At 46.2% G+C, this 26384-nt stretch carries 28 protein-coding genes and 1 riboswitch; of the genes, 16 read left to right on the top strand and 12 right to left on the bottom strand.

Translation table 11 applies throughout. From position 1 onward, the window contains the following. Positions 1 to 34 precede the first annotated feature (34 nt). On the top strand, positions 35 to 442 hold the full coding sequence (locus I8U19_RS00130) for a hypothetical protein (protein WP_198054884.1): 408 nt from the start codon (positions 35 to 37) through the stop codon (positions 440 to 442). Positions 443 to 987: 545 nt separating this feature from the next. Here I8U19_RS00130 and I8U19_RS00125 read toward each other — a convergent pair. From I8U19_RS00125 to eutB, 10 genes are all read right to left on the bottom strand, one after another. Beyond that, a complete protein-coding gene (locus I8U19_RS00125) occupies positions 988 to 1272 on the bottom strand; it encodes a YhjD family protein (protein ID WP_033102010.1) in 285 nt (94 codons plus the stop codon). 432 nt (positions 1273 to 1704) lie between these two features. Further along, positions 1705 to 1926, bottom strand: coding sequence for a helix-turn-helix domain-containing protein (locus I8U19_RS00120; RefSeq protein WP_198054883.1), 222 nt, complete (start codon positions 1924 to 1926; stop codon positions 1705 to 1707). A 10-nt stretch (positions 1927 to 1936) separates the two neighbouring features. Then, positions 1937 to 2407: a DUF2975 domain-containing protein gene (locus I8U19_RS00115; RefSeq protein ID WP_033102007.1), complete on the bottom strand. Its 471-nt coding sequence runs from the start codon at positions 2405 to 2407 to the stop codon at positions 1937 to 1939. Positions 2408 to 2712: 305 nt separating this feature from the next. Further along, positions 2713 to 3366 carry an IS3 family transposase gene (locus tag I8U19_RS00110; protein ID WP_255517775.1) on the bottom strand — a complete coding sequence of 218 codons (654 nt, stop codon included), beginning with the start codon at positions 3364 to 3366 and terminating at the stop codon, positions 2713 to 2715. Then, positions 3254 to 3559, bottom strand: a complete 306-nt coding sequence (locus I8U19_RS00105; RefSeq protein WP_152568649.1) for a hypothetical protein — start codon at positions 3557 to 3559, stop codon at positions 3254 to 3256. Before I8U19_RS00105 ends, I8U19_RS00110 begins: the two co-directional genes overlap by 113 nt. A gap of 46 nt (positions 3560 to 3605) precedes the next feature. Then, positions 3606 to 3917: a helix-turn-helix domain-containing protein gene (locus tag I8U19_RS17165; protein ID WP_370589262.1), complete on the bottom strand. Its 312-nt coding sequence runs from the start codon at positions 3915 to 3917 to the stop codon at positions 3606 to 3608. Positions 3918 to 3922: 5 nt separating this feature from the next. Continuing rightward, a complete protein-coding gene (locus tag I8U19_RS17160; protein WP_232337193.1) occupies positions 3923 to 4474 on the bottom strand; it encodes a PucR family transcriptional regulator in 552 nt (183 codons plus the stop codon). Then, positions 4453 to 5409, bottom strand: a complete 957-nt coding sequence (locus I8U19_RS17155) for a PucR family transcriptional regulator (RefSeq protein WP_232337192.1) — start codon at positions 5407 to 5409, stop codon at positions 4453 to 4455. The genes I8U19_RS17160 and I8U19_RS17155 overlap by 22 nt, the downstream gene beginning before the upstream one ends. Positions 5410 to 5424: 15 nt before the next feature. Continuing rightward, positions 5425 to 7083: a PucR family transcriptional regulator gene (locus tag I8U19_RS00095; RefSeq protein WP_198054881.1), complete on the bottom strand. Its 1659-nt coding sequence runs from the start codon at positions 7081 to 7083 to the stop codon at positions 5425 to 5427. 47 nt (positions 7084 to 7130) lie between these two features. Continuing rightward, positions 7131 to 8141 carry a hydroxyectoine utilization dehydratase EutB gene (eutB, locus tag I8U19_RS00090; protein WP_198054880.1) on the bottom strand — a complete coding sequence of 337 codons (1011 nt, stop codon included), beginning with the start codon at positions 8139 to 8141 and terminating at the stop codon, positions 7131 to 7133. A 258-nt stretch (positions 8142 to 8399) separates the two neighbouring features. Here eutB and I8U19_RS00085 point away from each other — a divergent pair, with 258 nt between their 5' ends. From I8U19_RS00085 to I8U19_RS00025, 13 genes are all read left to right on the top strand, one after another. Next, entirely contained in the window at positions 8400 to 9569 is a 1170-nt protein-coding gene (locus tag I8U19_RS00085) for a M24 family metallopeptidase (RefSeq protein WP_198054879.1), read from the top strand. A 39-nt stretch (positions 9570 to 9608) separates the two neighbouring features. Next, on the top strand, positions 9609 to 10589 hold the full coding sequence (locus tag I8U19_RS00080) for a cyclodeaminase (RefSeq protein WP_198054878.1): 981 nt from the start codon (positions 9609 to 9611) through the stop codon (positions 10587 to 10589). A gap of 38 nt (positions 10590 to 10627) precedes the next feature. Continuing rightward, positions 10628 to 11845: a cystathionine gamma-synthase family protein gene (locus tag I8U19_RS00075; protein ID WP_198054877.1), complete on the top strand. Its 1218-nt coding sequence runs from the start codon at positions 10628 to 10630 to the stop codon at positions 11843 to 11845. A 96-nt stretch (positions 11846 to 11941) separates the two neighbouring features. Continuing rightward, the gene (locus tag I8U19_RS00070; protein ID WP_198055126.1) at positions 11942 to 13138 is read left to right on the top strand and encodes a M20 metallopeptidase family protein; all 1197 of its coding nucleotides are present in this window, start codon (positions 11942 to 11944) and stop codon (positions 13136 to 13138) included. Positions 13139 to 13157: 19 nt separating this feature from the next. Next, entirely contained in the window at positions 13158 to 14198 is a 1041-nt protein-coding gene (locus I8U19_RS00065) for a homoserine dehydrogenase (RefSeq protein WP_198054876.1), read from the top strand. Positions 14199 to 14247: 49 nt separating this feature from the next. Next, entirely contained in the window at positions 14248 to 15699 is a 1452-nt protein-coding gene (locus I8U19_RS00060) for an aldehyde dehydrogenase family protein (protein WP_232337191.1), read from the top strand. Between the two features lie 665 nt (positions 15700 to 16364). After that, positions 16365 to 17654 (top strand): MFS transporter, encoded by a 1290-nt coding sequence (locus I8U19_RS00055; protein ID WP_232337190.1) that lies wholly within the window; start codon positions 16365 to 16367, stop codon positions 17652 to 17654. Between the two features lie 144 nt (positions 17655 to 17798). Further along, on the top strand, positions 17799 to 19256 hold the full coding sequence (locus I8U19_RS00050) for a flavin monoamine oxidase family protein (RefSeq protein WP_198054874.1): 1458 nt from the start codon (positions 17799 to 17801) through the stop codon (positions 19254 to 19256). Positions 19257 to 19380: 124 nt separating this feature from the next. Then, positions 19381 to 19851, top strand: coding sequence for a DUF6022 family protein (locus I8U19_RS00045; protein ID WP_198054873.1), 471 nt, complete (start codon positions 19381 to 19383; stop codon positions 19849 to 19851). A gap of 421 nt (positions 19852 to 20272) precedes the next feature. Continuing rightward, positions 20273 to 20578: a DUF4870 domain-containing protein gene (locus tag I8U19_RS00040; RefSeq protein ID WP_198054872.1), complete on the top strand. Its 306-nt coding sequence runs from the start codon at positions 20273 to 20275 to the stop codon at positions 20576 to 20578. A 78-nt stretch (positions 20579 to 20656) separates the two neighbouring features. Beyond that, positions 20657 to 20764: riboswitch (TPP riboswitch) on the top strand. A gap of 137 nt (positions 20765 to 20901) precedes the next feature. Next, on the top strand, positions 20902 to 21480 hold the full coding sequence (locus I8U19_RS00035) for an ECF transporter S component (protein ID WP_198054871.1): 579 nt from the start codon (positions 20902 to 20904) through the stop codon (positions 21478 to 21480). 13 nt (positions 21481 to 21493) lie between these two features. Further along, positions 21494 to 22954, top strand: a complete 1461-nt coding sequence (locus tag I8U19_RS00030) for an ABC transporter ATP-binding protein (RefSeq protein ID WP_198054870.1) — start codon at positions 21494 to 21496, stop codon at positions 22952 to 22954. After that, a complete protein-coding gene (locus tag I8U19_RS00025) occupies positions 22944 to 23744 on the top strand; it encodes an energy-coupling factor transporter transmembrane component T family protein (RefSeq protein ID WP_198054869.1) in 801 nt (266 codons plus the stop codon). The genes I8U19_RS00030 and I8U19_RS00025 overlap by 11 nt, the downstream gene beginning before the upstream one ends. 185 nt (positions 23745 to 23929) lie before the next feature. Here I8U19_RS00025 and I8U19_RS00020 read toward each other — a convergent pair whose 3' ends face one another. Next, positions 23930 to 24184 carry a hypothetical protein gene (locus tag I8U19_RS00020; RefSeq protein WP_198054868.1) on the bottom strand — a complete coding sequence of 85 codons (255 nt, stop codon included), beginning with the start codon at positions 24182 to 24184 and terminating at the stop codon, positions 23930 to 23932. 106 nt (positions 24185 to 24290) lie between these two features. After that, a complete protein-coding gene (locus I8U19_RS00015) occupies positions 24291 to 24773 on the bottom strand; it encodes a DUF2975 domain-containing protein (RefSeq protein WP_198054867.1) in 483 nt (160 codons plus the stop codon). A 462-nt stretch (positions 24774 to 25235) separates the two neighbouring features. Between I8U19_RS00015 and I8U19_RS00010 the strand changes: the two genes are divergently transcribed. Together I8U19_RS00010 and I8U19_RS00005 are read left to right on the top strand one after the other, a co-directional pair. Continuing rightward, a complete protein-coding gene (locus I8U19_RS00010) occupies positions 25236 to 25550 on the top strand; it encodes a hypothetical protein (protein WP_198054866.1) in 315 nt (104 codons plus the stop codon). 273 nt (positions 25551 to 25823) lie between these two features. After that, a complete protein-coding gene (locus I8U19_RS00005) occupies positions 25824 to 26138 on the top strand; it encodes a hypothetical protein (RefSeq protein WP_198054865.1) in 315 nt (104 codons plus the stop codon). The last annotated feature ends 246 nt before the right edge of the window (positions 26139 to 26384 follow it).

The following is a 26384-nucleotide window of genomic DNA, read 5'->3' as shown; positions in this document are numbered from 1 at the left end:
ATGATCTACAACAGTTCAAATGTTGGAGGACTAAATGAAAAGGCATATATTCTCTTGGATTATTCGCTTACTGTTTGTGCTCTTATTAAGTTCCGTTGGATATTTTGGCTTTTTGCTTTGGATGAAATACGGAAAGTCCTTTTCAGGTGAGGTAAATGCTGCGATTATTGGCGGTGTTATTGCTATCGTTACAATGGTCGTCTCCAGTATAACTACTTACTATACAACGCAAAGATCAGCTATGATAACGGTTCGAGATGAATTGTTTCGAAAGAGGTTAGAAGCCTATAACAACCTACACGGCATCTTAAACAGCATCATTAGAGCCAATATCAATTATTTTCGCTACATGAGAACAGAAGAAAAGGATAGGATCGAAAAAGGCGCTGCTGAGTTTGCGACATATTATGATAAAAATACTTTTTACTTATCCGAAAAATGAGAAAGTTATGTCATAATACAAAATATTTCCTAATTGCCTTGGTTGAATTCATAAACAATCGAGATGTGAAGTGGATTGATCATTTTTTAAAGCCTGAAACCATGATTCGGCATTCAGAGATTGTCAAGAGTTGGGGAGAATTTAAAGAATCAAAGGAGTTTGAACAGGAGATTTTAACTTCAACATCCATCATTATTGCTGTTCAGGAATACTGTTTTCCGATCATATATCAAATGAACGATGAATTAGGTCTTCCCGTAATCGAAAAGGAAATACATCAATTAAATGAAGAAAGATGAAGCTTAAATCGGGGTATGGGGAGCAGTGGAACAAAAAACCGGATCAAACTTCAGATAATGATATCAGGAAAAAGGGAATTAAAAGATTAAGAAGATAGTTAACGGACGCATCGGCCTAATATAAAAAAGCCAAGGACTGAATTAAACGTCCCTGGCTTTTTTATTTGGATAAACTCTATTCCATGTGGCGAAGTTACTCCTTCAAGATCTCGCCGCACTCAACCTTGATCCACTCATTCAGGAACTTCATTTCCTGCCGATATCCTTTGTACTTGTAGGATACATAGCGATACCCGGTTCCTGTTTGATCTCGATGATCTCCCCCGGCGATCTTCTGAAATATCCCCGAAGTTCCGTCATGTCCTTTAAGATACGATCCATCACTTGATCTATCATCCATCCATAAACATCGGCCATCTTCAGATGCGAGAGCTGCTTTCGATCACGGGATAATGCCGATAGCAGAACCTCCAGATGGACATATCGCTTCAATTTCAGCATGAATTCTTGATGGCCATCATCCAGCAGCATGATGATCACCTTCAAACAAGAACGACTGGAAGATCGGTATCCGAATCATACCCCGTTTCGTCCATCCTCGCGACTTCACCCTCATCCGAATCTGCGGGTCCAAATAGAGAAAATCTTTATCTTCGCCAATCTTCCCATGCTGGACAATGGACCACACTGCGCCTTCCGAACATCTGGCGGCGGAGGAAATTCGATCAACCCTGCCGGTCGCACCCGTCCGCTAGAATCTCACCGCTTTCCACACGAATATACTCTTTCAAATACATTGCCATACTCCCTTTTTGTCTCGATGATCCTGCCTGGAGATTGCCTGAAGTAACGGCGTAATTCGGCCATTTCTTTCATGATTATGATTTTGTCCAAGACTTGCCTATAAATATCTGCAAACTTCAGATGCCCCATATGATTCCAATCATAAAACTTTCAGCAACATTATCCTTGAGTGTCTTCGTCACTTTTGTATTCTAAAATATCTCCAGGCTGACATTCTAAAGCCTTACAAATCGCATCTAAAGTTGATAATCGAATCGCTTTTGTCTTTCCATTTTTCAATATAGAAAGATTAGCCATCGTTATTCCAACCCTCTCCGAAAGTTCGGAGAGGCTCATTTTTCTTTTAGCCAGCATCACATCAAGATTGATTATAATTGCCACGGTATTTACCTTAGACCGTTAAATCATTTTCTGATTTTATATCCATGGCATTTTTTAACAGTTTTTGAAGAATAGAAGCAAAGACTCCATTCACAATGGAAGCAAAAATAATGACCAATCCAAATAACATGACACCTGGGGCACCCGCTCCCTTCGCCCAGAGATAGAACATTGGTAAGGCTGACACATACAACATACTGAATGTGAATGCACAGTATTTTATATACTTTAAAGACCTAACAGATAATTCCGAGAAAGCAATGTTCTTATCAATATAGCTTAAAAGTCTTAAAGTATGATACAATGCAACGAAAAACGGTATTGCCGATGCATACAAATCTATTACAAACAAAACTAACAACCAATCCAACCCTTTTGCTAATTCATTTGCTATAAAAGGCGACGCAATTATAGACAAAGCAAGTACCGTTATTCCAATAAGACAAACAACTATCTTTAAAAAGAGTGTTTCTGATTTCATATAAAGCACCTCCACTTATTTTTTGTCAACTTGATTTTAATGCACAATTTATCGTTTTACAATATATTTTTATCCTTTTGCGATATTTTTTATGTAGAGGCCGTGTTTTGGACAGCTTCCAGCGCATGGATTCGGTAAATAAAAAAGAAACCATCTGTTAAACAGATGATCTCTCAAATACAAACTCTTGAAACACCGGCAGTCGTATCATTCCCCGTTTCGTCCAGCCACGGGACTTTACTTTCATCCGGATCTGCGGGTCAAGGTAGATAAAATCCTTAATGAACCCCAAAAGTCCAGACATTTTAAGCCGCATTTGAGGTAAAACGTTGACGGAACTCCTTTGGAGACAGGTACCCCAAGGCAGAGTGTGGCCGCTCTGCATTGTAGAACCAGATGTAGCGGTCGATGTCTTTTTTGGCTTCCAGGAAGGTGGTGTATTCCTGGAGCCATACGGTTTCCTCTTTCAGAGTCCGGAACCAGCGCTCGATGTACGCATCGGCATCGGGGTTGTTGTAGCCTGTACGCTCTTGCTTGATTCCGGCGTCTTGTAAAGCTTTGACATAACGGCGGCTGGTCATTTGGCATCCATTGTCACTGCGGATCGTCAGGCCACGGCCTTTGACCCCATGAGGAAAACGGTTTTCCAACGCCTGGTTGACAGCAGAAAGAAGCTCATCGGTTCTGCAGAACCGTGAGAAGGAATAGCCTACGATTTCTTTGTCATAAGCGTCGATGACGGCAAACAGGTAACCCCAGCCATCACGCCCACACCATATCTTCGTCATGTCGACTTGAAAATGCTGATTAGAGCCGGTGACCGGGATCCGACCCGATTGCTTTTTTCTACTCGCCGTAACTGGTGATGAAATTGATGATGTTATTGGCCAGACGAACCGGATGATTATATAAGGGTTTCCCCTCTTTTTCCTGGTACATGGGAATCCCCTCTTGATCAAACGCCGTGTGTTTCGGAATCAAATCTGCGGGTTTGGGCAATCGGTAGACCTCCGTCGCTTCTGCCCTTTCTGTCCAAACGGTTCCGATTCCCAGACATTTTATTGCCGTCAAATGAGAGATCAAAGGTTCCCGGAGAAAAAACGGAAGCGGGGAGGGGGCAAAGGTTTTGCCGGAGAGGTGCTTGGATGTCATCAGAGAGGATTGTCCTTGAGGGGGAAATGCCCATGCTGCCGATAACCTAAGACAGGATTATCTCACTGATGGAAAGCGAATCGTAGAGCAAGGGTCGCACGAAGAACCTTTTATGCCGGATTCGCAGATAGAACAACACAACAAAGAACCTGGAACATGATTGTCCAGGTTTCCTTTTAACCCTGACATCAACTCTCTTGTCCCCGGTTGGTGCCAAACATCCAAAGCCTGATACAAAGATCGAGTAAAAATAAATCATCCGGGTTATCAAGGAGCGCCCTGTGATGGATTCGATCTTTTTCAGCCGATATAACAGGGTATGCCTGTGGAGACCCAAAGCACGTGATGTTTGGCTCACGTTACCTAGTTGAGGATGTAAAGGGACAGGGTTTGAAGCAAGTCAAGCTTCCGCTTGCGATCATAATCCACTAATGTGCCAATTGTAGATTGGATAATCTCCTGCATGTCGAGATTGTTGGCAAGAGTTAAAAGAACCCGGTAAATGCCGGTGTTTGCATAGGTGCTGCGATGTCCCGCCCCTTTCTGGCGGCGGCCGAGATCCAGTGCAATTCTCGCCTCGTCGAAACTGTCATGGAACGTTTTCACTCCGGCATGGTTTTCACCAATGCCCCAGGAAATGACCAGGCCCGGCAGCAGTTTATTTAGCCTTTTGTCTGCAAGGTCAAGAAAGTGATTCACTGAGTCATTAATCCGGTTTAGAGGTGTTTCCAGAAAGATAATCAGTTTATCCTGTTGATAGGTGGTCATTGTTTTCCGTTGCAAGGCTTCCCCGGCTTTTTTCAGTTGTTCTTCGATCAAGCGAATGATTTGGGGCAGCCAGTGTTCGAAGGATGGTTGATCTGATCTTTCCTTGTACAGTTTTTTCCAAATTTTCAGTAAAATCCAAGTATGCAAACATAGGGAACCTGGAGGTTAAAATCGAGAGACTTTGCCCGTGATAAAACCATGTCCCAAGAGTCGACTTCACCCTTGGCCAAGTTCCAGACAAACTCATCCTTCAGTCGCATCTCTGTTTCCAATATCGCGTGTTCGCGTTGAAACCATAATGCGATTGCAGTCAAGATGTGTTCTGAAACAGATTCCTTGTCATAGCTTCGAACCGATTCTGCTGATGGTCCATCCCGGGGAGTAATAAGCAAATAGCCTTGCAGCTTGTCTTCAGATTTGATTTTTAATTGCACCATGGAATTTTCCGGCAGATGAGGCGGGCATTTCTCTTGGGTTAATTTACCTGGGGAGTGAGAACGGAAGTCCCATTTCTCCAACCAGTCATTGGCATCATGGCTTTTGCCTTTAATCGTTCCGTCTTTATCCATGATTACAACAGGGCTGCCAATCTCTTGACGGATTACATCGGCGGCGTCCGACAGGGAACCTCTGTTAAGAAAAAGGTGCAGCAATTGCTTTTGCAAATCCCCGGAACGTTTTAATAACCCACGATGCCAATGGTGAATGCCACTCAATACAGCTTGAATAATATCAGTAAAGCGGATGCTCCAGGGCAATTCAACAATGGGAAACTCATGTTCTTCAGCCAGTTGCAGCACTTCCTGGGGTATTTTCTGAACATATCGGCCCAAAGCGATGGCCATCCCTGAGGCACCGGATTCAATCACATCCCGTACAAAGTTTTGAAAAACAGTGAGATCCTCGTTGCATCCGATTGCTGTACTCAAGACAAATTCATTTTTACGAATATATTTTTCGACTGGATATTCCATCACAGAAATCCACTTGACAGGATAGTTCTTTAGTTGATTTACGGCTGTTCTTACTTTTGCAGGTTTTAAAATGTCGAGTTCCAACACTTCTTTCATTGTAAACTGCATAAGGAACCTCCGTATTTATTTTTGGTTGAGTATCACCCCGGTTGTCCAAAGCTTGATGCTGAGTTCCAGCAAAAACAGATCATCCGGATCAACCAGGGAACGGCCTGTCAATGATTCGATCTTGCGGAGCCGATAAAGGAGGGATTGCCGGTGAAGGTTCAGGGCCCGTGCGGTTTGGCTGACATTTCCCTGATTGCGGATGTAGGCGGTCAGTGTATTCATAAGATCCAGGCCTCGCTGATTCTCATAATCAATCAGGGCTCCGATGGTGGATAATGTGATCTCCTGCATTTCCGGATTGCTTGCCAGGGTTAGCAATGCCCTGAAAAGTCCTGTATTGGCGTAGGTACTCCGGTGGCCGGGTCCTTTTTGACGGCGCCCGATATCGAGTGCAATTCGGGCATCGTTAAAGCTTTCACGAAAAGTCCTCACTCCGGCGTGATTTTCACCGATTCCCCATGACATGACCAGTCCGGGCAAAAGTTTTACCAGCCTTTTCTCCACCAGGTCAAGAAATTCTTCCACTGTCTGCTGGATCTGATCTGGCGGCACTTCCAGAAAGAGAATAAACCGGTCCCGTTGATGAGTGATCATTGTTTTTCGTTGCAGTGCTTCCCCGGCTTGGATCATCAACTCTTCCATGGAACGGGTCATTCCGAAAAACCAGTGTTCAAATGATGTCTCATCTGATTTCGCCTCTTTGAAGATCGCTTCCATGTTTTCAGGAAAGCCGAGAATGCAGACGTAGGGAAGTAAGACATTATAATCGAGTGACTTGGCCCGTGAAAGAACCTTGTCCCAGGAGTCGAAATCCCCTTGGGCCAGAGTCCAGACAAAATCATCTTTCAATCGCATCTTGGTTTCTTCGATGGCGTCTTCCCGTTGAAACCACAGTGCGACAGCGGTTAAAGAATGTTTCCAAAGAGGATCTTTCTCAATGGCCAAAAAAGAGTCTGCCGGGATTTCGGAAGGAAGGGAAAAGAGTAGATATCCCTGCAATTTGTTGGAGGTTTGGATCTTCAATTGCATGATGGAATCTTCAATTGCATGAAGGTTTCCAACTTCACTTTCAGGAGCGGAAGGAGGGAAGCAACGTTCCCATTTGTTCAGCAATGGTTCTGATTCACTGCTCTTTCCTTTGACCGTTCCTTTTTTATCGACGATGACAACCGGACTCCCCAATTCCTGATGAATGGCTTCTGCGGCATCGGAAAGGGTTGCCCCGTGGAGAAAAAAGTTGAGCAGTTTTTTTTGCAATTCTTCGGAACGTTTTAACGAGGCCCTGTACCAATTGTGCAAAACGCTTAACACGGATTGGGTTATATCCGCAAACCGGATTTCCCACGGAATTTCAATGATCGGGAATTTGCAGGTTTCCGCGAGATGGAGAATTTCCTCCGGAATCTCCGTGACGTGGCGTCCTGTGGCAATCACAAGGGCTGCCGCTTGTGAATGGATTATATCCTGCACAAACTTCAGAAACAGATTGACATCCTTTCCACAGCTGATTGCGGTTGTCAGGACAAGTTCGTTTTTTTGTACGAAATCCTCGACCGGCATTTCAATGACCGAGACGGACACCACGGGTCGCATGTGCAACAGGTTTTCGGCCGTCCGTACTTTTGCGCCTTTTATCACGTCGATGTTCATCACGTCTCTGACGGTTAATTGCATAACAAATCCCACCTTTCAGGCGGTATTTCCGTAAAAATCCGTATCATTCAGTTGAGTTGCAAACGGATAAAAGGTGAGGTTGCTTTCAAATGGACGGCAAGATCCACGTTGCAACCGGTCAGAACAACAGCGATCCGTCCGCCGGGTTTGGTTATCTTTTTATTTAAAAGAGCGCCGACTCCCACCGCGGCGGCCCCTTCAACCACCATGCGATGTTTCTCAAAAATACAGGCCATACCTTCAGCGATCGCCTCTTCCGGAACAAGCACCGCCTCATCCATATATTGCTGAACCATGTAAAACGTGTATTTGTTATCTTTGCCGATTCCTCCCAACAGACTGTCGGCAAGGGTATCCTGTTCTTCGATTACCAAAGGTTTCCCTGCTTTCAGGCTTTCGTACATCACCGCACTGTGTTCCATTGATACACCGATAACCTTGATGTCAGGATTGTTTGTTTTGAGAGCCAGTCCCAAACCGGAAATCAATCCCCCTCCGGATAAACCGGCAATCGCCAGATCCAAGTCCGGAAGATCATCCAATAATTCAAGGCCGATCGTTCCCTGGCCGGCAATGATATGGGGATCATCAAAAGGTTCAATCACAGTGAGACCCCGCTCATTCTGCAGTTGGTAACAGCGAGTCCTGGCGTCATCCTGTCCGTCACCATAGATTTCAAGCTGAGCTCCTGTTTTGAGGATCGCATCCACTTTAGCTTTCGGAACCCGTTTGGAGATGCAGATGACCGCCTGAATGCCCAGTTGCCTTGCAATGTAAGCTACTGCCAGGCCATGGTTCCCGGTGGAATATGTGGTAATGCCGCGTTCTTGCTCATCCGGGCTGAGACTGAGTATTTTATTGGCCGCCCCTCTTATTTTGAAGGAGCCTGTTTGGTGCATGTTTTCCAGCTTCAGGTAGACGGAGGCATCCGTCAGTGAGGACAAAACGGGCGAGTAAATCAGAGGCGTCTTTTTTACAATCGTGGAAATGCGTTTACGTGCTTCCCATACATCCCGCATGGTCACGGGCTTGACTTGTTGTGAAGGCAGATGGTTCATGACGAAGCCCTCCTTGTATGGAATGGGTGAAGCTTTTGCTGTTGCGAGCATCAATAATTTTTATAAATAGAATAGTAATTATATAAGTTATCCGAATAATATGATTGTACATAATGATAATTATAGGGTCAATTATATAAATTGACTATAACAAATCAAAAACATTCTTACAAAATAGAAGATGAGATCCCGAGGTGGATCATTTATTATTCATTTAGAAAGTTATACTGGAGCAGACAGGAGAAAGGGAGTTGAACGATGCCGGCATTTCCTCTTTCTGAATATATGGAAAGAATCAAAAAGACCAAACAAAGGATGGCTTCACAAGGGATTGAAGTGTTAATCGTGACCGACCCGGCCAATATGAATTACCTCTCCGGGTATGATGGATGGTCTTTTTATGTTCACCAGTGCCTTTTGCTGATCATTGATGAGGAACAACCGTTTTGGATCGGCCGTGGGCAGGATGCCAATGCGGCTAAAGTAACCACATGGCTCACTTCCGACAATATCATTCCTTACAGCGATGATTACGTCCAATCGACAGCCAAGCATCCAATGGATTTTGTCTCAAACATTTTAAAAGAAATCGGACAGGCCAATCGAACTATCGGGGTGGAAATGGATACTTATTACTTTACGGCCAAATGTTATGAATCTCTCAGAAACGGTTTGCCGAACGCACGGTTTACTGATGCCACTTCGTTGGTAAATTGGGTGAGAATCGTCAAGTCGGAGCAGGAAATCAACTATATGAAAAAAGCGGCCAAGATCGTGGAAAACGCGATGCGGATTGGCCTTGAATCGATCGTAGAAGGATCAAGGGAGTGTGATGTGGTCGCAAAAATCAGTCAAGCGCAAATCAGTGGTACGGAAGAATTCGGAGGAGATTACCCGGCAATTGTCCCCCTGTTGCCATCCGGAGAAAAAACGTCAACTCCGCATCTGACATGGACCGATGAAAGATATAAAAAAGGAGACCCGGTGATCCTTGAGCTGGCAGGTTGCTATAAACGTTATCATTGCCCATTGGCGAGAACAGCGGTGATTGGGGAACCGCCGCAGAAAGTGAAGGATTTGGCCGATGTTGTAGTGGAAGGAATCCAAGCTGCATTAGATGTCATTCGGCCGGGAGTTACCTGTGAAGAAGTTGAAGCCGCCTGGAGAAAAAGCATTGCGAAAAACGGATTTAAAAAAGATTCCCGAATCGGTTACGCGATGGGGCTTAATTATCCTCCGGATTGGGGAGAGCATACGGCAAGCCTGAGACCGGGTGACAAAACGATTTTGGAACCGAACATGACGTTTCATATGATTCCGGGCATTTGGCTGGATCATTATGGAGTGGAGATAAGCGAATCTTTCCGGGTAACGGAAAACGGTTGTGAGGTATTGGCTGATTTTCCGCGTCAGCTGTTCATCAGGTAGGTTGATGAGTGAAAAGGTGGAGAAGGGGGTTGGATAAAGATGATCATCTTTCATGAACGGGAAATCCGTGAGGTTGTGCAAATCAACAACAGAGCCATTGCGGTTGTCGAAGAAGGATTCACCAGTCTTGCAACCCAAAAAGTGGCCATGCCCCCGATCATGCGGGTGGATGTTCCGGAGAACAACGGGGAAGTGGATGTAAAAACCGCCTATATTCCCGGATGGGATCAGTTTGCGATTAAGGTATCCTCGGGATTCTTCAACAATTATCAAAAAGGACTGCCGAGTCTGAGCGGGATGATGTTGCTGATGAACACGGAGACGGGGATACCGGAGGCCGTGCTGCTGGATAACGGTTACCTGACAGATGTACGCACTGCTGCTGCGGGAGCGATCGCGGCCAAGTATCTTGCCCGGGAAAATCCGGATACTGTAGGCGTAATTGGAGCCGGTGCCCAGGCTCGTTATCAGATGATGGCGCTGAAGCAAGTGCGCAATTTTAAGCGGATTATGGTCTACGGACCTACTCAAAGCCGGGTTGAGCAGTATGCCAAAGAGATGGAAGAGATGCTGGGTGTGAAGGTGAAAATCGCCCGCAGCCCGGAAGAGGTAGTCAAAGAAAGTGAAGTGGTGGTAACGACAACACCTTCCAGATCGCCCGTGATCAAAGCTGAATGGCTTCATCCCGGCCTTCATATTACCGCGATGGGTTCCGATGCCGAGCATAAACAGGAACTGGAGGCCAGTGTCTTCAGTCAGGCGGATTTGTTGGTCTGCGATGTGAAATCCCAATGCTTCCGCCTTGGCGAACTTCATCACGGGTTAGAGCAAGGCACGATTTCTCGGGAAAGCGAGATTGTCGAACTTGCAGAAATCACTTCCGGTATGAAAAGTGGACGAACCGATGAGCGTCAGATCACGGTTTGCGACTTGACGGGAACGGGCGTACAAGATACCGCGATTGCAGTGTTCGCCTATGACCAGCTGTCGGCAAGGGGACTCGGGATGCGGTTTGACTAATCGGGAAAAAAAGATAAATGATCAGGGAGAGAAGACAAATGGAGCAGAAGTTTAATGAAGTGCAAGTTGGTACAAAAGCGGTCTGGGCAGGGGAAAAAGAAGTTCTTGTTCACGGAGCGACGCAAGTTCCGGTTGTGGTCAGTGTCGCTTATAACTACGATGACATGGATCACTGGTACGATGTAGCGGTTGGAAAAGCGCCAGGACACATCTATGGACGCAATACCAATCCGACTGTACAGGCATTTGAAGAAAAAGTCCGTGTGCTGGAAGGAGCAGAAGCCGCGACAAGCTTTTCGACCGGGATGGCAGCGATCAGCAACACGCTCTACACCTTTCTGCGGCCGGGAGATCGCATTGTTTCCATCAAAGACACTTATGGCGGTACAAACAAAATCTTCACCGAATTTCTGCCGCAGATGGGGATCGAAGCGGTTTTATGCACTACAGGTGACCATGAGGAAATCGAGGCAGAGGTGGCAAAAGGATGCAAGATCCTGTACCTCGAATCTCCGACCAATCCAACAGTAAAGATCACAGACATCAAACGAATGGCGAAGGCCGGGAAAGAAGTCGGCGCACTCGTTGTTGTGGACAATACTTTTGCCACTCCGATTAACCAAAACCCGTTGCAATTGGGAGCCGATCTCGTCATCCACAGTGCTACCAAATTTTTGGGCGGTCACGCTGACGCCTTGGGCGGAGTCGTTTGCGGTTCAAAAGAGCTTGTCCAAAAAATTTATCACTATCGCGAAATCAACGGGGCAACGATGGACCCGTGGGCTGCCTACCTCATCTTGAGAGGAATGAAGACGCTGAAACTTCGCGTGAAGCAGCAGGAGAAGAATGCGATGTCTCTGGCCCGGTGGCTGCAAAAACAAGAGTTGGTGGAATCCGTCTACTATCCGGGCTTGACGGACCATGTCCATCATGAGATCGCGAAGAAGCAAATGCGCGGATTCGGAGGGATGCTCAGCTTTGCCTTAAAGGGCGGCATGGATGCAGTAAGAATCCTGCTGCCCAGATTGAAATATGCCAACAGGGCCGCAAATCTGGGAGCCGTGGAAACAACATACGGTCCGGCACGCACGACAAGCCATGTGGAGTGCACACCTGAAGAACGCGCCGCAATGGGGATCCCCGACGGTCTTGTTCGCATCTCGGCGGGTATTGAAGAAACCGAGGATCTTATTGCAGATCTTGAGCAGGCATTTAAATATTTGGAAAGCCATTTTCAACCTTCATCTGTGGAATAAAAGTTCAAAACGGGCAGCAGGTGGACTGCCCGTGAACCCTAATATCCCAACTAAAGTTTCAAGGGGAGAGGCCCATTGGCAACAAGAGTTCCATCCATGGCCGAAAGAGCAGAGGCCATTTCCGACCGAATCACACAGTGGCGGCGAAGAATTCATGCGAATCCGGAACTTAGTTTTCATGAGTTTGAAACATCGAGATTAGTAGCCGACATTTTAAAAGAAATACCAGGAATGCAAGTAAAAACGGGTGAGGGTCTGCCGACGGCTGTTGTCGGCACATTGACAACGGGACAAGGTCCTGTGATTGCGATTCGGGCAGACATGGATGCCTTGCCGATCCGTGAAGATACGAACCATGCTTTTCGTTCCCGGAATGAGGGGGTGATGCATGCCTGTGGTCATGATGCCCATACCGCAATCCTCTTGGGAGTGGCGCATCTGTTATCAGATAGCTTTCAAAATGAAAAGATTCAGGGAACCGTAAAATTTATTTTCCAACCGGCGGAAGAAACGACCGATGACAAAGGCCTGACCGGTGCCCGGTACATGATGAAAGCCGGTGTTCTGGATGGAGTGGACTGTGCGATTGCCCTGCACATGTGTCCGGAAAACCCCGTGGGGGAAGTCCGGGTGCATGATGGGTACAGCATGGCCAATGTCGATGTATTTGAAGCAACCATTTTTGGTACGGGAGGCCACGGAGCGTATCCGCATTTGGGGACAGATCCTGTCTGGATGCTCGGACCTGTACTTCAGGCCTTGCATGGAATTGTGTCCCGAAAAGTTTCCCCGCTTGAACCGGCTGTAATCAGCGTCGGGCAAATACATGCCGGCTCGGCCAGCAATATCATACCGTCCGAGGTATACATCCAGGGAACGATGCGCAGCTATGATCCTGCTGTGAGGGAATTATTGATTTCGGAATTGGACAAGGCCTTTTCCGTTGTCACTCTCCTGGGCGGAGAGTATAAGTTGGACGTCAACCGGGGAGAACCGGCTTTAAAGAACGATCCGGCCGTAAACCGATGGATTGAAACGACGATTCGGGACTTGTATCCGGAATGCCGGTTGATTAAAACTCCCTTTGGATTGGGCGGAGAGGATTTTTCCTGGATGACACAAGCGATTCCGGGAGCGATGTTTTTTTTGGGATGTGCCTTGCCGGACGGAGTGAAAAAAGAGCTTCATACACCGATATTTGACATCGATGAAAGATGCCTTCCGATCGGGGCAGCGATCTTGGCCGAAACGGCCAGACGCTTTTTGACAGGGCACTATCTATTGGAGAAATGATGCTGAAGAGGTGGATCAGGTGGCACACAAAATTGCGTTGATCGGTTTTGGAACAGTGGGGCAGGGACTGGCTGAAATCCTTCGCGACAAAGGGGAGATTTTGCGCGAAAGTCTCGGATTTGATGCGAAAATTGTTGCCATATCCGATCTGATGAAAGGTTCTGTTTATCAACCTGACGGACTGGATTTGAATGAAGTCTTGCGGGCGGTTAAAGAGACGGGCAGAGTGGATGCTTACCCGGACAAGCCGGGGTTGGTGAGAGGATGGGACAGTTTTCGAACCATTCGTGAGAGCAATGCTGATACGATCGTTGAGATTACTTTCACCGATGTGAAAACCGGACAACCGGCCATCGATCATTGCAAAGCAGCCTTCGAATGCGGCAAGAATGTCGTGATGAGCAATAAAGGACCGGTCGCTTTAGCGTATCAGGAATTGGTTGAATTGGCGAAAAAGAACGGTGTGCGCTGGGGATTTGAAGGGACTGTCATGAGTGGGACTCCTGCCTTGCGAATGCCGCTCGTCTGCCTGGCCGGAAATGATATTCGTCAAGTGAAAGGGATTTTGAACGGAACGACCAACTATATTCTGACCAAAATGGAAGATGGCTTAACCTATCAAGAAGCTTTGGCCGAAGCACAAGCTCTTGGCTATGCGGAAGCGAATCCGGTAAACGATGTCGAAGGCTATGATGCTCAGTATAAAATTACGATTCTGGCCAATCTGGTCATGAATGTGCCGCTGAGAAAAGAACAGGTGGAATGTACGGGAATCTCCCATTTGACGCCGGAAGATATCATGTGGGCAAAATCACGGGGCAAGCGCTGGAAACTGATCGCTTCGGCAAGAAAAGAAGGTGATCAGGTGGTGGCAAAGGTAGAGCCGGAAACGATTCCGCTCCACGATCCGCTGGCCGGGATCATGGGCGCAACCAATGCGGTTACCTTTGATTGTGATCTGGCAGGCCCGATTACCCTTGTAGGTGCAGGAGCGGGCCGTACGGAAACCGGGTTTTCCATTTTGATTGATTTGATCAACATCGACCGTGGACAAATCTAGATTGGTGATGTTTGTAAAAACAGAAATGAAAGGTGGTTCAAAAGTGGTCATGTCTGTGGCGAAAATCCAGGGTAAAAAGATGTTTCTCGCAGGCGAATGGGTCCATCGGCACCGTCTCATCGAGGTTCGCGATCCAAAGGATAACAGTTTGATCACAACCGTTCCGGCTGCCGGGGCAAACGATGTCCTGTATGCGATCGAAGAGGCAAAAGAGGGAGCGAAAATTGCCGCAGCCATGCCGGTTCATGAGCGAATCGCCGTGTTAAACCGTGCGGCCGATCGGATTGCCGCAAACAAGGAAGAATACGCGCTGACCATCGCCCGTGAAGGAAGCAAGACAATCAAGGAAGCAAGAAAAGAGGTTGCCCGTTGCATCGAGACGCTTCGCCTCAGCGCGGAAGAAGCGAGACGGATCAATGGGGAAACGATCCCTTTTGACCAGATGCCGGGAAATGAAAACCGCATTGGATATTATTACCGCTTTCCGATCGGGATTATTGCGGCGATCACTCCGTTTAATGATCCTCTGAATTTGGTGGCACATAAAGTCGGTCCGGCCATCGCCGGGGGAAATGCCATTATCGTCAAGCCGGCCACTGTTACGCCGCTCAGTGCATTGCTGTTGGCTGAAGCTTTTGATCAGGCCGGGCTGCCTCCCAAAGTGCTGTCCGTGATTACAGGCTACGCAAATGAAATCGGTGATCCGCTGGTGACGCACCCGGACGTTCGCATGATCTCTTTCACAGGTGGAATGTCCACTGGAGAGGCAATTGCCCGGAAGGCGGGTTTGAAAAAGATCGCCATGGAGCTCGGTTCCAATTCTCCTGTGATCGTATTGAGCGATGCTGAAATTGATGATGCTGTCGAGTCAACGGTTTCGGGCGCTTTTTGGGCTGCCGGGCAAAATTGTCTCGGTGTGCAGAGAGTTTATGTCGAAGAAGCGGTCTTTGAAGAGTTTAAAGAGAAATTTGTGGAGCGGACCAAGCAATACCGGATTGGCGATAAGTTGCTTGAAGATACGGATATGGGCCCGATGATCACTGACAAAGAAGCGATTCGGGTTGAAAACTGGGTCAATGAGGCTCTGGACAAGGGAGCGACCCTGTTGTGCGGCGGCAAACGCGAAGGAGCCTTTTATATGCCGACGGTTCTGACTGATTTGCCGGACAATTGCACACTGGCCAAAGAAGAAGTGTTTGGTCCGGTTGTCACGCTGTATCCTGTTCGGGATCTGAATGAGGCAATACAGGAATCCAACCGTGTCCACTACGGTCTGCAGGCCGGTATTTTCACCCGTGATTTGGAAAAAGCTTTTGAGGCGATCCAACGAATGGAAGTCGGTGGCATTATGGTCAACGACAGCAGTGATTACCGGATCGATGCCATGCCGTTTGGAGGCGTGAAAGGTTCCGGACTGGGTCGTGAGGGAATCAAGTTTGCCCTTCAGGAAATGACAGAACCGAAAGTCGTTTGTTTCAAATTGGCCAAAAATAAATTATAAAAATGGTTTCTGCCGTTAATGTGTATGGTTTGCCTCAGTCAAAGACAGCGGCCCCCGTATCTGCGTGCGGTTTTCGGCCGTGATCAGAAAGCGCTTTCATGGCTCTTGAGCTAAGATGCAAAATCACTGAATCTAAGCTGATCCGCTGTAGAGCCATTGTAAAACCCGCATCGTTTGGCAATACATTCCGAACAGGGGTTTTACCATGGCTCACTTCTTTTTACGGGCCCATGATTTGACCGATTCTATTGTATAAATTGTCGGGTATTCATTTTTTGTTTTCATACAATTTACAGATTGATTTGTATTTTTGCTGCCTGTATTCTATGTTAAAAGAATATTTGAATAACGACAAATAATCAATCCTGTGAAGGAGGTATGAATCTTACGGAAATATCATAAAGGTTGCGTTTTCGTCCTGACCCGGCAAAGTCACATCCTTTTGTCATCGGACAGATGCTGGTGATGAATCATCAGTTTTTACTGACAAAAAAATGTAAACGCTTTCTCTCTGGTTTATCACGAATTCATCCCTTCTCAACGGGGAGAGGGATCGTGAAATCTCCAATGAAAGGATGAAGGCAATGTCAACGTCTTTAGTCGATGATGCTCCCCTGACATCATTTCATAAAAGGTTAACCCTTTATACCACCGGAGGCCCGTTTTTGGATGGTTATATTTTAAGTATTATCGGAGTTGCTTTGATGCAACTTGGCCCGCAGTTTCATTTAACTGCTTTTTGGTCCGGACTCATTGGAACATCCACCTTGGTCGGTCTTTTCTTGGGCGGATTGATTTTTGGCTATGTAACGGATTTGGTTGGTCGCCATGTGATGTACACGATCGATTTGGCGGTTATTTTAATTTTTTCCATATGGCAAGCATTTGCGGACAGCCCTTTGGAACTGGCCATTCTCCGATTTATCCTTGGCGTCGCGGTAGGAGCGGATTATCCAATTGCTACATCGTTGTTGGCCGAATTTGCTCCACGGAAACATCGTGGAATGATGTTGGGAATTTTACAGGCCATGTGGTATTTTGGAGCTTTGGTCGCTTATCTCGTCGGTTACTTATTATTGGCGACAGGACCGGATGCCTGGCGCTGGATGTTGGCAAGCAGTGCGATTCCGGCATTTGCTCTCATCTTTATGCGTTGGGGTACTCCTGAATCTCCGCGATGGCTTATCAAGAAAAATCGGATCGATGAGGCACGCGAGGTTGTTAAAAAGGTGTACGGACCGGATGCGGATATCACGGATCTGGAATCACAAACGAAAAAATGGGGATTTAGAGCATTGTTTCAACGGGAGTATTTAAAACGAACGCTCTATGTCGGGTTGTTTTGGATGCTTCTGATTACACCGTCGTTTGCGTTATCCACATTCGGGCCGGAAATCTTGCAGGTTCTGAATATGAAACAACAAGGGGCACCTTTCATTGGAACAGCCGTTATCAGCTTGTTTTTTCTCCTTGGTGATATTCCGGCGTTATGGTTAATCAATAAACTGGGCCGGCGTCGTCTCGTGATCTGGAGTTTTGCCATCATGACATTGGGACTGCTTATTATTGGTGTACTTCCGGATGCTTCAGCATGGATTATTTTTACAGGGTTTGTTATATATGCATTTTTTTCCGGCGGGCCAAGCATATTAACCTGGATTTATCCAAACGAACTTTTCCCAACCGAAGTCCGGGCTTCAGCCGTCGGTGTCGCAACGGCAATCAGTCGTATCGGATCATTTATTGGAACCTTTCTTGTGCCGTTTGGCATTGTTTCCATAGGTATTGGTCCAATGGTACTGATCGGTGCCGGTTTAACGTTTTTGGGGTTCCTGATCTCAGTCGCATGGGCTCCTGAAACAACTGGCCAAACACTTGATGAAGCAAGTTCAGCGGAAAATCCAAATTCCTTATCCCAAAAAGAGAGAGTTTTAAGCGGCAATCAGACCAAATAGTTAATCGGAAGGGCGTTGGCAGGGAAATAGAATGGAACAATCCGTTTGACCACATCCAGACGGTTTTTTTTGACCATATTTTCCTCCGAAAACCATAAACATTAATGAAGCCTTCTTCTTAAGCGGAAGAAAAGGAGGGAGAGGATGGTCGCTCTAAATCCGGATCAGATGCTTTCCATCGTTCGCAGTGGTTTGGGTCGAACTGAAAAACCGAAAAAGGTTTTGATTGTCGGCGCCGGCATGGCAGGGTTGGTAGCCGGTCTCTTGCTGAGGGAAGCAGGGCATCTGGTAAAGATTCTGGAAGCTTCGGAGAAGGTAGGTGGAAGGGTTCTCACATTTCGTTCTCCGTTTACCCCCGATTTGTATTTTAATGCCGGGGCGATGCGGATTCCCAGTACGCATCGCCTCATTTTTGAATATATACGGAGATTTAATCTGTCTGTAATTCCGTTCATTAATTCGACTCCGGAAGACTGGATCTACGTAAACGGCGTTCAGATTCGACGCAGGCAGTATCAAGAAAATCCGGATCTCCTCGGAATCCCGGTGGCCCCGAAAGAGCGGGGGAAAACCGCCGAGCAATTGGTAAGAGGAATTTTGCGCTCCGTTGAGTCGGTTTTACGGCGGTCTCCTCAAAAAGACGGGCGGAATATAACCAAACAAATGGGAATGTTTCCATTCGATACATTTTTGAAGATAAACCCTTATGGGATCACATTGTCTTCCGAAGCCGTCGAAATGATCCGAATCATTTTGGATGTGCAGGGTTTGTCTGAGCACTCTTTTCTGGATGTTATCCGGATTTTGAATGATTTTTTGGATCCACGCATCCGGTATTTGCATATTGAAGGCGGAATGGATCGACTTCCTTATATGTTTTATCAACAGTTGAAGAACCACATTCATTTTCATCGGAAAATGACCCGGATTGTGTATAGTGAGAACAAGATCACCATCCATACCCAACATACAAAAACGTTTAAACCATCCAAATACACAGCCGATTATGCGATCATCGCGATCCCGTTTTCTACGCTGCGCATGGTGGAGGTCGAACCTTTTCACGCTTTTTCATACTTCAAAAGGAAGGCGATTCGCGAATTACACTATGCTCCGGCGACCAAGATCGGAATCGAATTTCAATCCCGTTTCTGGGAATATGAAGGGATATGCGGTGGGCAAACCATTACGGATCTTCCGATTCGTTTCACATATTATCCAAGTGACAGAATGGGACATTCGGAACCGGGTGTCTTATTGTCCAGCTATACATGGGAAGATGATACGTTGGTGTGGGACAGTTTGCCTGAAGAGGAGAGAATAAGCCAAACGCTGGAAAATTTGTCGGTTATTCATGGGAATCTGGTTTACCAGGAGTTTGTAACGGGTATATCCAAAAGCTGGACTCAGGATCCCTATCTCGCCGGTGGATTTGTTCTCTTTAAACCGGGGCAGGAATCCGAGATCGAGCCATATATCTCCTCGCCGGAAGGAAGAGTGCATTTCGCGGGTGAGCACACTTCCGGGACGCGCGCCTGGATCGAAGGGGCGATTGAATCAGGAGTCAGGGCCGCTTATGAAGTTCATCACGCGAGGGAGTAAAGGCGATGGAGAGCTTTGCCTATTGACAGAGTGACAATGACAACTCGTTGGTTCGGAACGAAGTCATTTAAATTAAATTCGGGATGGAACAATGATATGATAGAAAAAAAAGGGGAGGTTTGAAATGGAAGAGATCGCTTTAACTTTTAAACCAACCATGTCCATTGAGGAAATTGGCGGCGTCATTGAGGGCTATGTGACCGTTCGGTGGAAGAAAGTACTCGAGGAAAATTACGATGTGTTTTTGCAGTCCTTTGAAAAAATAGGGGAACCCACATACGGCCTTTATGTCAAAAAACTGATGACCCCGGTGTTTGAAAAATTGCAAAAATCGGGTTTTATGGTCAAAGGACCCCTCAATCTGCATGATTCCCTGGAAGAATGGGGGACGATGGAAAAACGCGAGCGCATGCTTTGGAGTGTTGTCAAGGATCAGCATCAAGCCCCGATCGGCACTTTTATCCTCGATCTGTTTCACAACCATACCCAATTTGAGATTCCATCCATGCCACGAATTTTGGTTACGGAAGAAACCGGCAGGGAAAAGATTATTGAAGTGATACGGAAGATGAAAGAAAAGAGGCAAGGAGACTGACTTTGGTTGAACTTGAACATGTGTGAAAAGACAGCGGCAGAAACTGTGTGATTATAGCGGTTTTTGCCGCCGTTTTTGTTTCCATGTATGATGCTGCCCCTGAACGGGAAGGCGATCCGAAATGGTGGAGAAATATTCGATGGAATCGGCTTTTTTCATTGCATTGACCTTTGTTGCGGTTTATCATGAAGAGGGCTTGAACAGGAAAATCAGGGAAATCTTACATTTTGGAATGAGGAGTTTTCCGGTTACTCCGTAAACGTATATCTTAATACCAAGTTGTCGACGCGCCTCCCGGCATCAGGATTCAAGCTGGAAGGCGAACAAGCACAGATTGCCGGTACAGCTGAAAGATTCTGCTGTTTACTGATCCGAAACAGGGGAATATAGTAAAAGAAATTAATAAAAGGAGAAATGCTCTTTGAAAGCAGGATTAAAAATTTTGATCCATGCGAGTACTTGGTTTGCTCCGGTTCTTGTGCCGATTATTACCTGGCTTGTGGTCAAGGAACATGAGATTCGCAAACTTTCCTTGCAGGCGCTCGTGTTTCACATTGCTATGGTGGTGCTGATCGGACTTTCTGCTGTCTTATCCTTCCTTTTGATCGGGATTCCATTTTTGATCATTTTTGGCTTGATGGCCCTGATTGCCCCGATCATTGGAATTATTCGGGCTCTTACTGATGAACGGTTTGATTATCCGATTGCCAAATGGTTTATCCGCTAGTTTTTGCCAATTATATTGACAAATGTTTGCCCCGTGTTAAGATAAATGTCGAAAAAACTTCTGCAACTGAATAATTGACCAATCCACTGGGGGAGCCTTGTTGGAGGCTGAGATTAAAGCGTGACTTTAAGACCCTTGGAACCTGATCTGGTTAAGACCAGCGTAGGGAAGTGGAGTATTGGTACGGTATGCCTTTGGACTGATACGACCGCTTTCTCCGCTGTGGGAAGCGGTCTTTTTATTGTCTGTCCAGGCTGGACCCGTGACCCCCGGGAGTCAATGACGTTCATGGGTGCAGGACGATTGAAAGGAGTAAGAACAGCATGAAAAAAGGTCTGAAATTGACCGATATTTTGGTCACAATCGTGATTTCCATTGTATTCGGCATCATCTACAAGGTTTGGGGTCCGTTGTATTATGCCATTAAACCGTTTGGCCTCCATCTGGATCAGTTTATTTACGGGATGTGGTTCATCGCTGCAAACGTGGCCTATCTCATCATCCGCAAGCCCGGTGTGGCGCTGTTGGCTGAAATTGCGGCTTCCTCCGGAGAATTTATCATGGGGTCCGAGTGGGGGCTGGAAGTGCTTCTGTACGGGGTGGTTCAAGGATTGTTTGCTGAGTTGGTTTTTGCCGCATTCCGATACAAGCGGTTTGGTTTGATCGTGCTCTCCTTGGCAGCAGCAGCCGCTGCGGTGGGTTCGCTGATCATGGATCAGTACAAAGGATACATCGGGGATTTGGCCTTATGGAATCTGGTTCTGTATATCGTGGTTCGCCTGATCGGGGCGATTGTCATTTCGGGCGTATTTGGCCATTATCTGGTGAAAGCGCTCGAAGCGACGGGAGTGACCAACCTGGTCCGGCCGGCCTCGCAAAAAGATTATGATGCATTGCAATAGAGGAGGGATTCCCATGAATCCGGCGGCACAGGTGGTACGGTTGCGCTTGAAGTTCCCGGGAAGCGAATCCCTTTTGTTCAAGGATGTGTCCGTTTCATTTCAACAGGGGGAAAAAGTTCTTCTGCTCGGACCGTCCGGGTGTGGCAAATCGACATTGCTCCAGGTTTTATGCGGACTGATCCCCCATTCGATCGAAGTTCCGATGAAGGCGGACAAAGTGGTGATACCCCGTTCATGGGGGTATGTTTTTCAGGATCCGGATTCGCAATTTTGCATGCCCTATGCGGATGAAGAAATCGCCTTTGTTTTGGAAAACCTGCAAGTGCCCAGGAAGAAGATGCAGGAAAAAATACAAAAACTGCTGCAAGCGGTCGGTTTGGAGTTCTCCGATCCGCATGTCCCGATTCAAACTTTGTCCGGGGGAATGAAACAACGGCTGGCTCTTGCTTCCGCACTGGCTTTGGAGCCGGATGTGCTGTTTCTGGACGAGCCGACGGCGATGCTGGATCCCGCTGGCACAAAAGAGATTTGGGAGTTGGTGAAAAAGGTCGGGCACGAGAAAACGTTGATCATTGTGGAGCACAAAATCGACCACGTCCTCGATTTTGTCGGGCGCATCTGCTTGTTTGACGACAAGGGCAACATCATCGCTGACGGGCCGAAAGAACATATCTTTTCTCAGTATCGTGATACGCTTGAAAAAGACGGGATCTGGTATCCCGGTGTATGGGAAACGTATTTGCGGGATCATCAGGATCAGTTTCAATCGCCTTATCCCGCTGCTCGCGAAGTGCTGAAACTGGAGAATTTCAGAGGTTACCGGAAAAGAGAAGCCAAAATTGAAATCAGTCAAGCGCACGTGAACCAAGGCGAATGGATTGCCATCACGGGTAAAAACGGTGCGGGAAAAAGCACATTCTTGCAGGCGCTCATGCAATTGCTCAAGACATCGGGAACCTGCCATCTGAATGGGCGGCCGGTCGCAAAAATCAAAAATCTCACGGATCTGTTGACATTTGTTTTCCAAAATCCTGAGTTTCAATTTGTGACCCATTCCGTTTATGACGAGATTGCCTATTCGCTGCGCCTGAAACGGATGTCTGAAGAAGAGATCCGTGAAAAAGTGGAGGAAATGTTGCGGTTGTTTCATCTGAAGGGACAGGAAATGCAGCATCCTTATCAGCTGTCAATGGGGCAAAAAAGAAGATTGAGCGTCGCCGCGTCCATCGTCAATAAACAACCTGTTTTGCTTCTGGATGAACCGACGTTTGGCCAGGATGCAAAAAATACCTTTCGGTTGCTGGAACTCCTGGAGCATTACCGGAAGCAGGGGACGGCCATTTTGATGGTCACGCATGATGAGCGGATCGCCAGACAGATTGCGACGAGAAGATGGGTGATCGAAGACGGCAGGTTGGTGAAAGATATTGTGAATTCCCCCCGGAGTTTGGAGGCGGTCGATCATGCCGTTTGAGTTGGAAGTAAAAGAGACATGGCTGCACAAAGCCAATCCCAGCGTGAAGCTTGTTACGATGCTGGTCTTGTTTGTGGTCGTGTTGCTGACTCACGATCTCAACTTTTTGATCAACGGAACCATTGCCGCTTTTGTATTGTTCGCCTTTTTTACCGGACATAAGGTCAAGCGGTTGCTGCTGTTCATACTTCCCTTTCTGCTCATCTTTCTTTCCACCTCAACCTCGATGATTTTTTTCGGTGATGGTAAGACGACCTGGTTTGCATGGGGATGGATTCACATCACGAAAGAGAGCTTCTACCGCGGATTGCACCTGGGGTTTCGGGCATTGGATTTTGCCTTTCTCGGGTTGGTTTTTTCCCTGACGACCCGACCGGTCTTTTTGTTTTACTCCCTGATGCAACAGCTCCGTTTAAAACCGAAATACGCCTACAGTTTCATGGCCGGCGTCCGTTTGATTCCGATCATGATGGAAGAACTCCAGACAATTGGCCAGGCCATGGCTGTCAGGGGAATGGTGCGGGAAAAGGGATTGGCTTCTTTTTTTCGCAAACTGAAAGCCTACTCCATTCCGCTCCTGTCGCAAAGCATCCGCCGGGCTCACCGGATTGCGGTCTCCATGGAGGCAAAAAGATTTTCCGAAAGCGGAGAACGGACTTATTATTATGAGCTGGGGTTTTCCCGGTTTGATTTGTTGCTGGTTGCCTACTTTTCTGTTTCTCTCCTGCTCGGCGACTATTTGGCGCACATCTTTCCCTATTTCTCCGTGACAGATGTGCGCGGATCTTGAGCAGAAAGGGATTTTATGTGGAATCCGATTTTTTCATATGATTAATTTCTATAATACAAATTGGTTTGCAGAACAAACGAAATGGCAGTCAGAGAAACATCAGCATATAACGGGTTCTTAAGACTTGGCTCAACCCGTGATCAGGATCTTTTGTCAGGGGCAGAAGGAGCATCCATTCTAAGGGATTAAAATGAGACGGATGCTCCTTCTGCTTTGATCGGTCGATGACTTTGATTCCATACCGGTTTCTTCCCCAAAGCGTTTATCCCGATGAAGAGGTTCGGTGTCAGTACCGCGTGTATCAAAATGTCCAATTCGACATCTTTGAGGGCGTTCTTTTTTACTATCCAAAGGACGACAACTGGTCGAACGGGGGAGGGGCGTTGCCCATATTCATAAACCCAAAAAATACGAATAAATGAACCAAGCGCCAGAAACAAAAATGTTCCCCCGGAACAGTTAAAGCTGCCCTTTTTTTGAGGCAGCTCTTTTTCTTTTCCGGCTTTAACAAGTGCTTCATTTATTAAATGTTCTCAAACCGTTTCATCATTTTTTTGACTTAAAAGCCAGGACATTTTTTAACGGCTTTTGAAGTGCATCCACAATGGCTGCGATGATACTTGTTGCTAAAATTCCCATCAGACTTATTGATATGGGACCTGCTGCGTCGTCTCCTGTGGTTTTGGCAAGCACCATTAAGCTTACTATTCCCAACAGAATGAAAAAAATGACTGTAAAAGCACATTTTTTTATAACATTCAAAGATTGAAGGGATGATTCAGAGAAGGCATTATTTTTTTCGATATTAGTCAGTAGTTTAAATGCTTGATACAACGCAACAGAAAAAGCAATACAGAATCCGTATGCACATATTAAAAAGGGGATCAGAAAATAAGCCGTATCCGGATGTACCTTTGCATCTTTAATGGCCATCTCAGGCAACCAATAGATACATAAAGCAAGGATTGCAATTCCAATCAGAAAAATCATTACCTTTAAGAAAGTGGTTGAACCATGTGTAATTTTCATTTAAAGCACCTCACTGATTTAATAACAAAATTACTTTAACACATGATTTATCGTTTTACAATAAACTAATATCGTTTTTCATTATATTATTATTGTTACAGCTTGTCGACCTGTCGGCGATCACAGACATTGTCCCTTGTCTTTTTAGCAGAAACCAAATGGAAAGCAAATCGGAAATCCGCATGCCAGTGTTCCTGTTCCTCCTTTCGCGGGTTAAGCAGGAATCGGATGCAAGTCGGTATCCATTGAACTTGCTCCGGAATTCTCATGACATCTTTATCGTTTATCCCATCGTTTCTATATTCAAGCAACCTCACTTTTGACCGGCCATCTGATCTCCCTCTGGTTCACCATCGTGGTAAAATAGGAGAAAAGCAAACCAAGAGGACTATTCGTGGAGGAAAATGAGCTAATTGATGCTTTAATCCTGGCAGAGAAACAAAGAATTGGGAGGAAGTTTAGTTGATTTTTGATAAAAATCAGCTGAGGGCCATTCTGGTCGATGAAGAACAAGTTGCTGATTATGAAGCCGATCTTATCATTGAACGTTTGGAAAAGGTGGATCATCCTCACTTGCAACAGTGTTTGGACCAGTGGTTGCAGAACCGGATAGTTTTGGATGCTACCCTTGAGAATATTATGGAAAAGAAAAAGCGTAACTTTTGTAGTGCATTGCTTACTTTGTCTGTGTTTATGGATCATCAGGAGAAGATGGAAGAAATTCTCTCAGTTCCCACGATAAAAAGAAAAAAACACCCATTTGGAAGAGGAGGATGAAGTTCGGGTTTATTTTTACATAACGAGTTGGGAAAAAGCTACATATGATAAAAAGCTAGCCGCCTGCAAGACTTGGGAAATGATTATGAGGCCGGACTAGGGAGAGCGCATTGTACGATTCAATCTGAAGAGTCAGATCCTGAAAGTAAGTGGGTACATGTCAGTAATAACATGTGTGTCAACATTATTTTGGTGATGATAGGGCATTATGCCATGAGCCATGACATCATCATGACAAAGAAGAATAATGTATTTCAATAAGGGATGTGCCTAATGTTACATTTTGATGAGGAGAAGCTGAAGCGGATCTTTATGGATGAATTAAAATATTTGGAGCAGAGAGCGGAACATGCGGTAAAAACGTTAAAAACACTGGATGAAAAGATGCAACCGATTTTGGATCAATGGATAAAAGATCGTACCTTGTCCGATCATGCAGTGAATGGAGTTACCATCGGCATGGTATTAAAGGATTTTAATGTCATTGATATTTTTGTAGCCTTTATTTATTTGAATGACTTTGCATGTGATCGAGAATACGCCGAAGATTACTTGAAAAATCCTGCGCAGTATACATGGTTAAGATAAAGAGAAATGAGGATTGATGATGATTTTCTTTTGGGGGATCTCCATGTTTCCAGGTGGAACACGTCACAGCATGTAAGATGAACGGCTCTTAAACAACTAGCTTATTATTATGCCGATCTTGATGGATGAGGGTCATGTGATGTAGAAATAATGTCAACGCCGGGATTAAATTGACCCACTTCAGCCGGTTTAAAATTGACCCACCCCGGTGCCTCATTTAGCCTTTGAAGGTTCCCCGTAAACTCC

The sequence above is a fragment of the Thermoactinomyces sp. CICC 10523 genome, from assembly GCF_016055105.1.
GTDB lineage: Bacteria > Bacillota > Bacilli > Thermoactinomycetales > Thermoactinomycetaceae > Thermoactinomyces_A > Thermoactinomyces_A daqus.
The sequence above is the reverse complement of the archived record's forward strand: the minus strand, read 5'-3'. Positions and strand labels throughout refer to the sequence as shown.

Coding starts and splice junctions, on each gene's coding strand:
- I8U19_RS00130 (WP_198054884.1), top strand. CDS start 35: ATGAAAAGGCATATATTCTCTTGGATTATTCGCTTACTGTTTGTGCTC.
- I8U19_RS00125 (WP_033102010.1), bottom strand. CDS start 1,272: ATGCTGCTGGATGATGGCCATCAAGAATTCATGCTGAAATTGAAGCGA.
- I8U19_RS00115 (WP_033102007.1), bottom strand. CDS start 2,407: ATGAAATCAGAAACACTCTTTTTAAAGATAGTTGTTTGTCTTATTGGA.
- I8U19_RS00105 (WP_152568649.1), bottom strand. CDS start 3,559: ATGACATCCAAGCACCTCTCCGGCAAAACCTTTGCCCCCTCCCCGCTT.
- I8U19_RS17155 (WP_232337192.1), bottom strand. CDS start 5,409: ATGCAGTTTACAATGAAAGAAGTGTTGGAACTCGACATTTTAAAACCT.
- I8U19_RS00095 (WP_198054881.1), bottom strand. CDS start 7,083: ATGCAATTAACCGTCAGAGACGTGATGAACATCGACGTGATAAAAGGC.
- eutB (WP_198054880.1), bottom strand. CDS start 8,141: ATGAACCATCTGCCTTCACAACAAGTCAAGCCCGTGACCATGCGGGAT.
- I8U19_RS00085 (WP_198054879.1), top strand. CDS start 8,400: ATGCCGGCATTTCCTCTTTCTGAATATATGGAAAGAATCAAAAAGACC.
- I8U19_RS00080 (WP_198054878.1), top strand. CDS start 9,609: ATGATCATCTTTCATGAACGGGAAATCCGTGAGGTTGTGCAAATCAAC.
- I8U19_RS00075 (WP_198054877.1), top strand. CDS start 10,628: ATGGAGCAGAAGTTTAATGAAGTGCAAGTTGGTACAAAAGCGGTCTGG.
- I8U19_RS00070 (WP_198055126.1), top strand. CDS start 11,942: ATGGCCGAAAGAGCAGAGGCCATTTCCGACCGAATCACACAGTGGCGG.
- I8U19_RS00060 (WP_232337191.1), top strand. CDS start 14,248: ATGTCTGTGGCGAAAATCCAGGGTAAAAAGATGTTTCTCGCAGGCGAA.
- I8U19_RS00050 (WP_198054874.1), top strand. CDS start 17,799: ATGGTCGCTCTAAATCCGGATCAGATGCTTTCCATCGTTCGCAGTGGT.
- I8U19_RS00045 (WP_198054873.1), top strand. CDS start 19,381: ATGGAAGAGATCGCTTTAACTTTTAAACCAACCATGTCCATTGAGGAA.
- I8U19_RS00035 (WP_198054871.1), top strand. CDS start 20,902: ATGAAAAAAGGTCTGAAATTGACCGATATTTTGGTCACAATCGTGATT.
- I8U19_RS00030 (WP_198054870.1), top strand. CDS start 21,494: ATGAATCCGGCGGCACAGGTGGTACGGTTGCGCTTGAAGTTCCCGGGA.
- I8U19_RS00025 (WP_198054869.1), top strand. CDS start 22,944: ATGCCGTTTGAGTTGGAAGTAAAAGAGACATGGCTGCACAAAGCCAAT.
- I8U19_RS00015 (WP_198054867.1), bottom strand. CDS start 24,773: ATGAAAATTACACATGGTTCAACCACTTTCTTAAAGGTAATGATTTTT.
- I8U19_RS00005 (WP_198054865.1), top strand. CDS start 25,824: ATGTTACATTTTGATGAGGAGAAGCTGAAGCGGATCTTTATGGATGAA.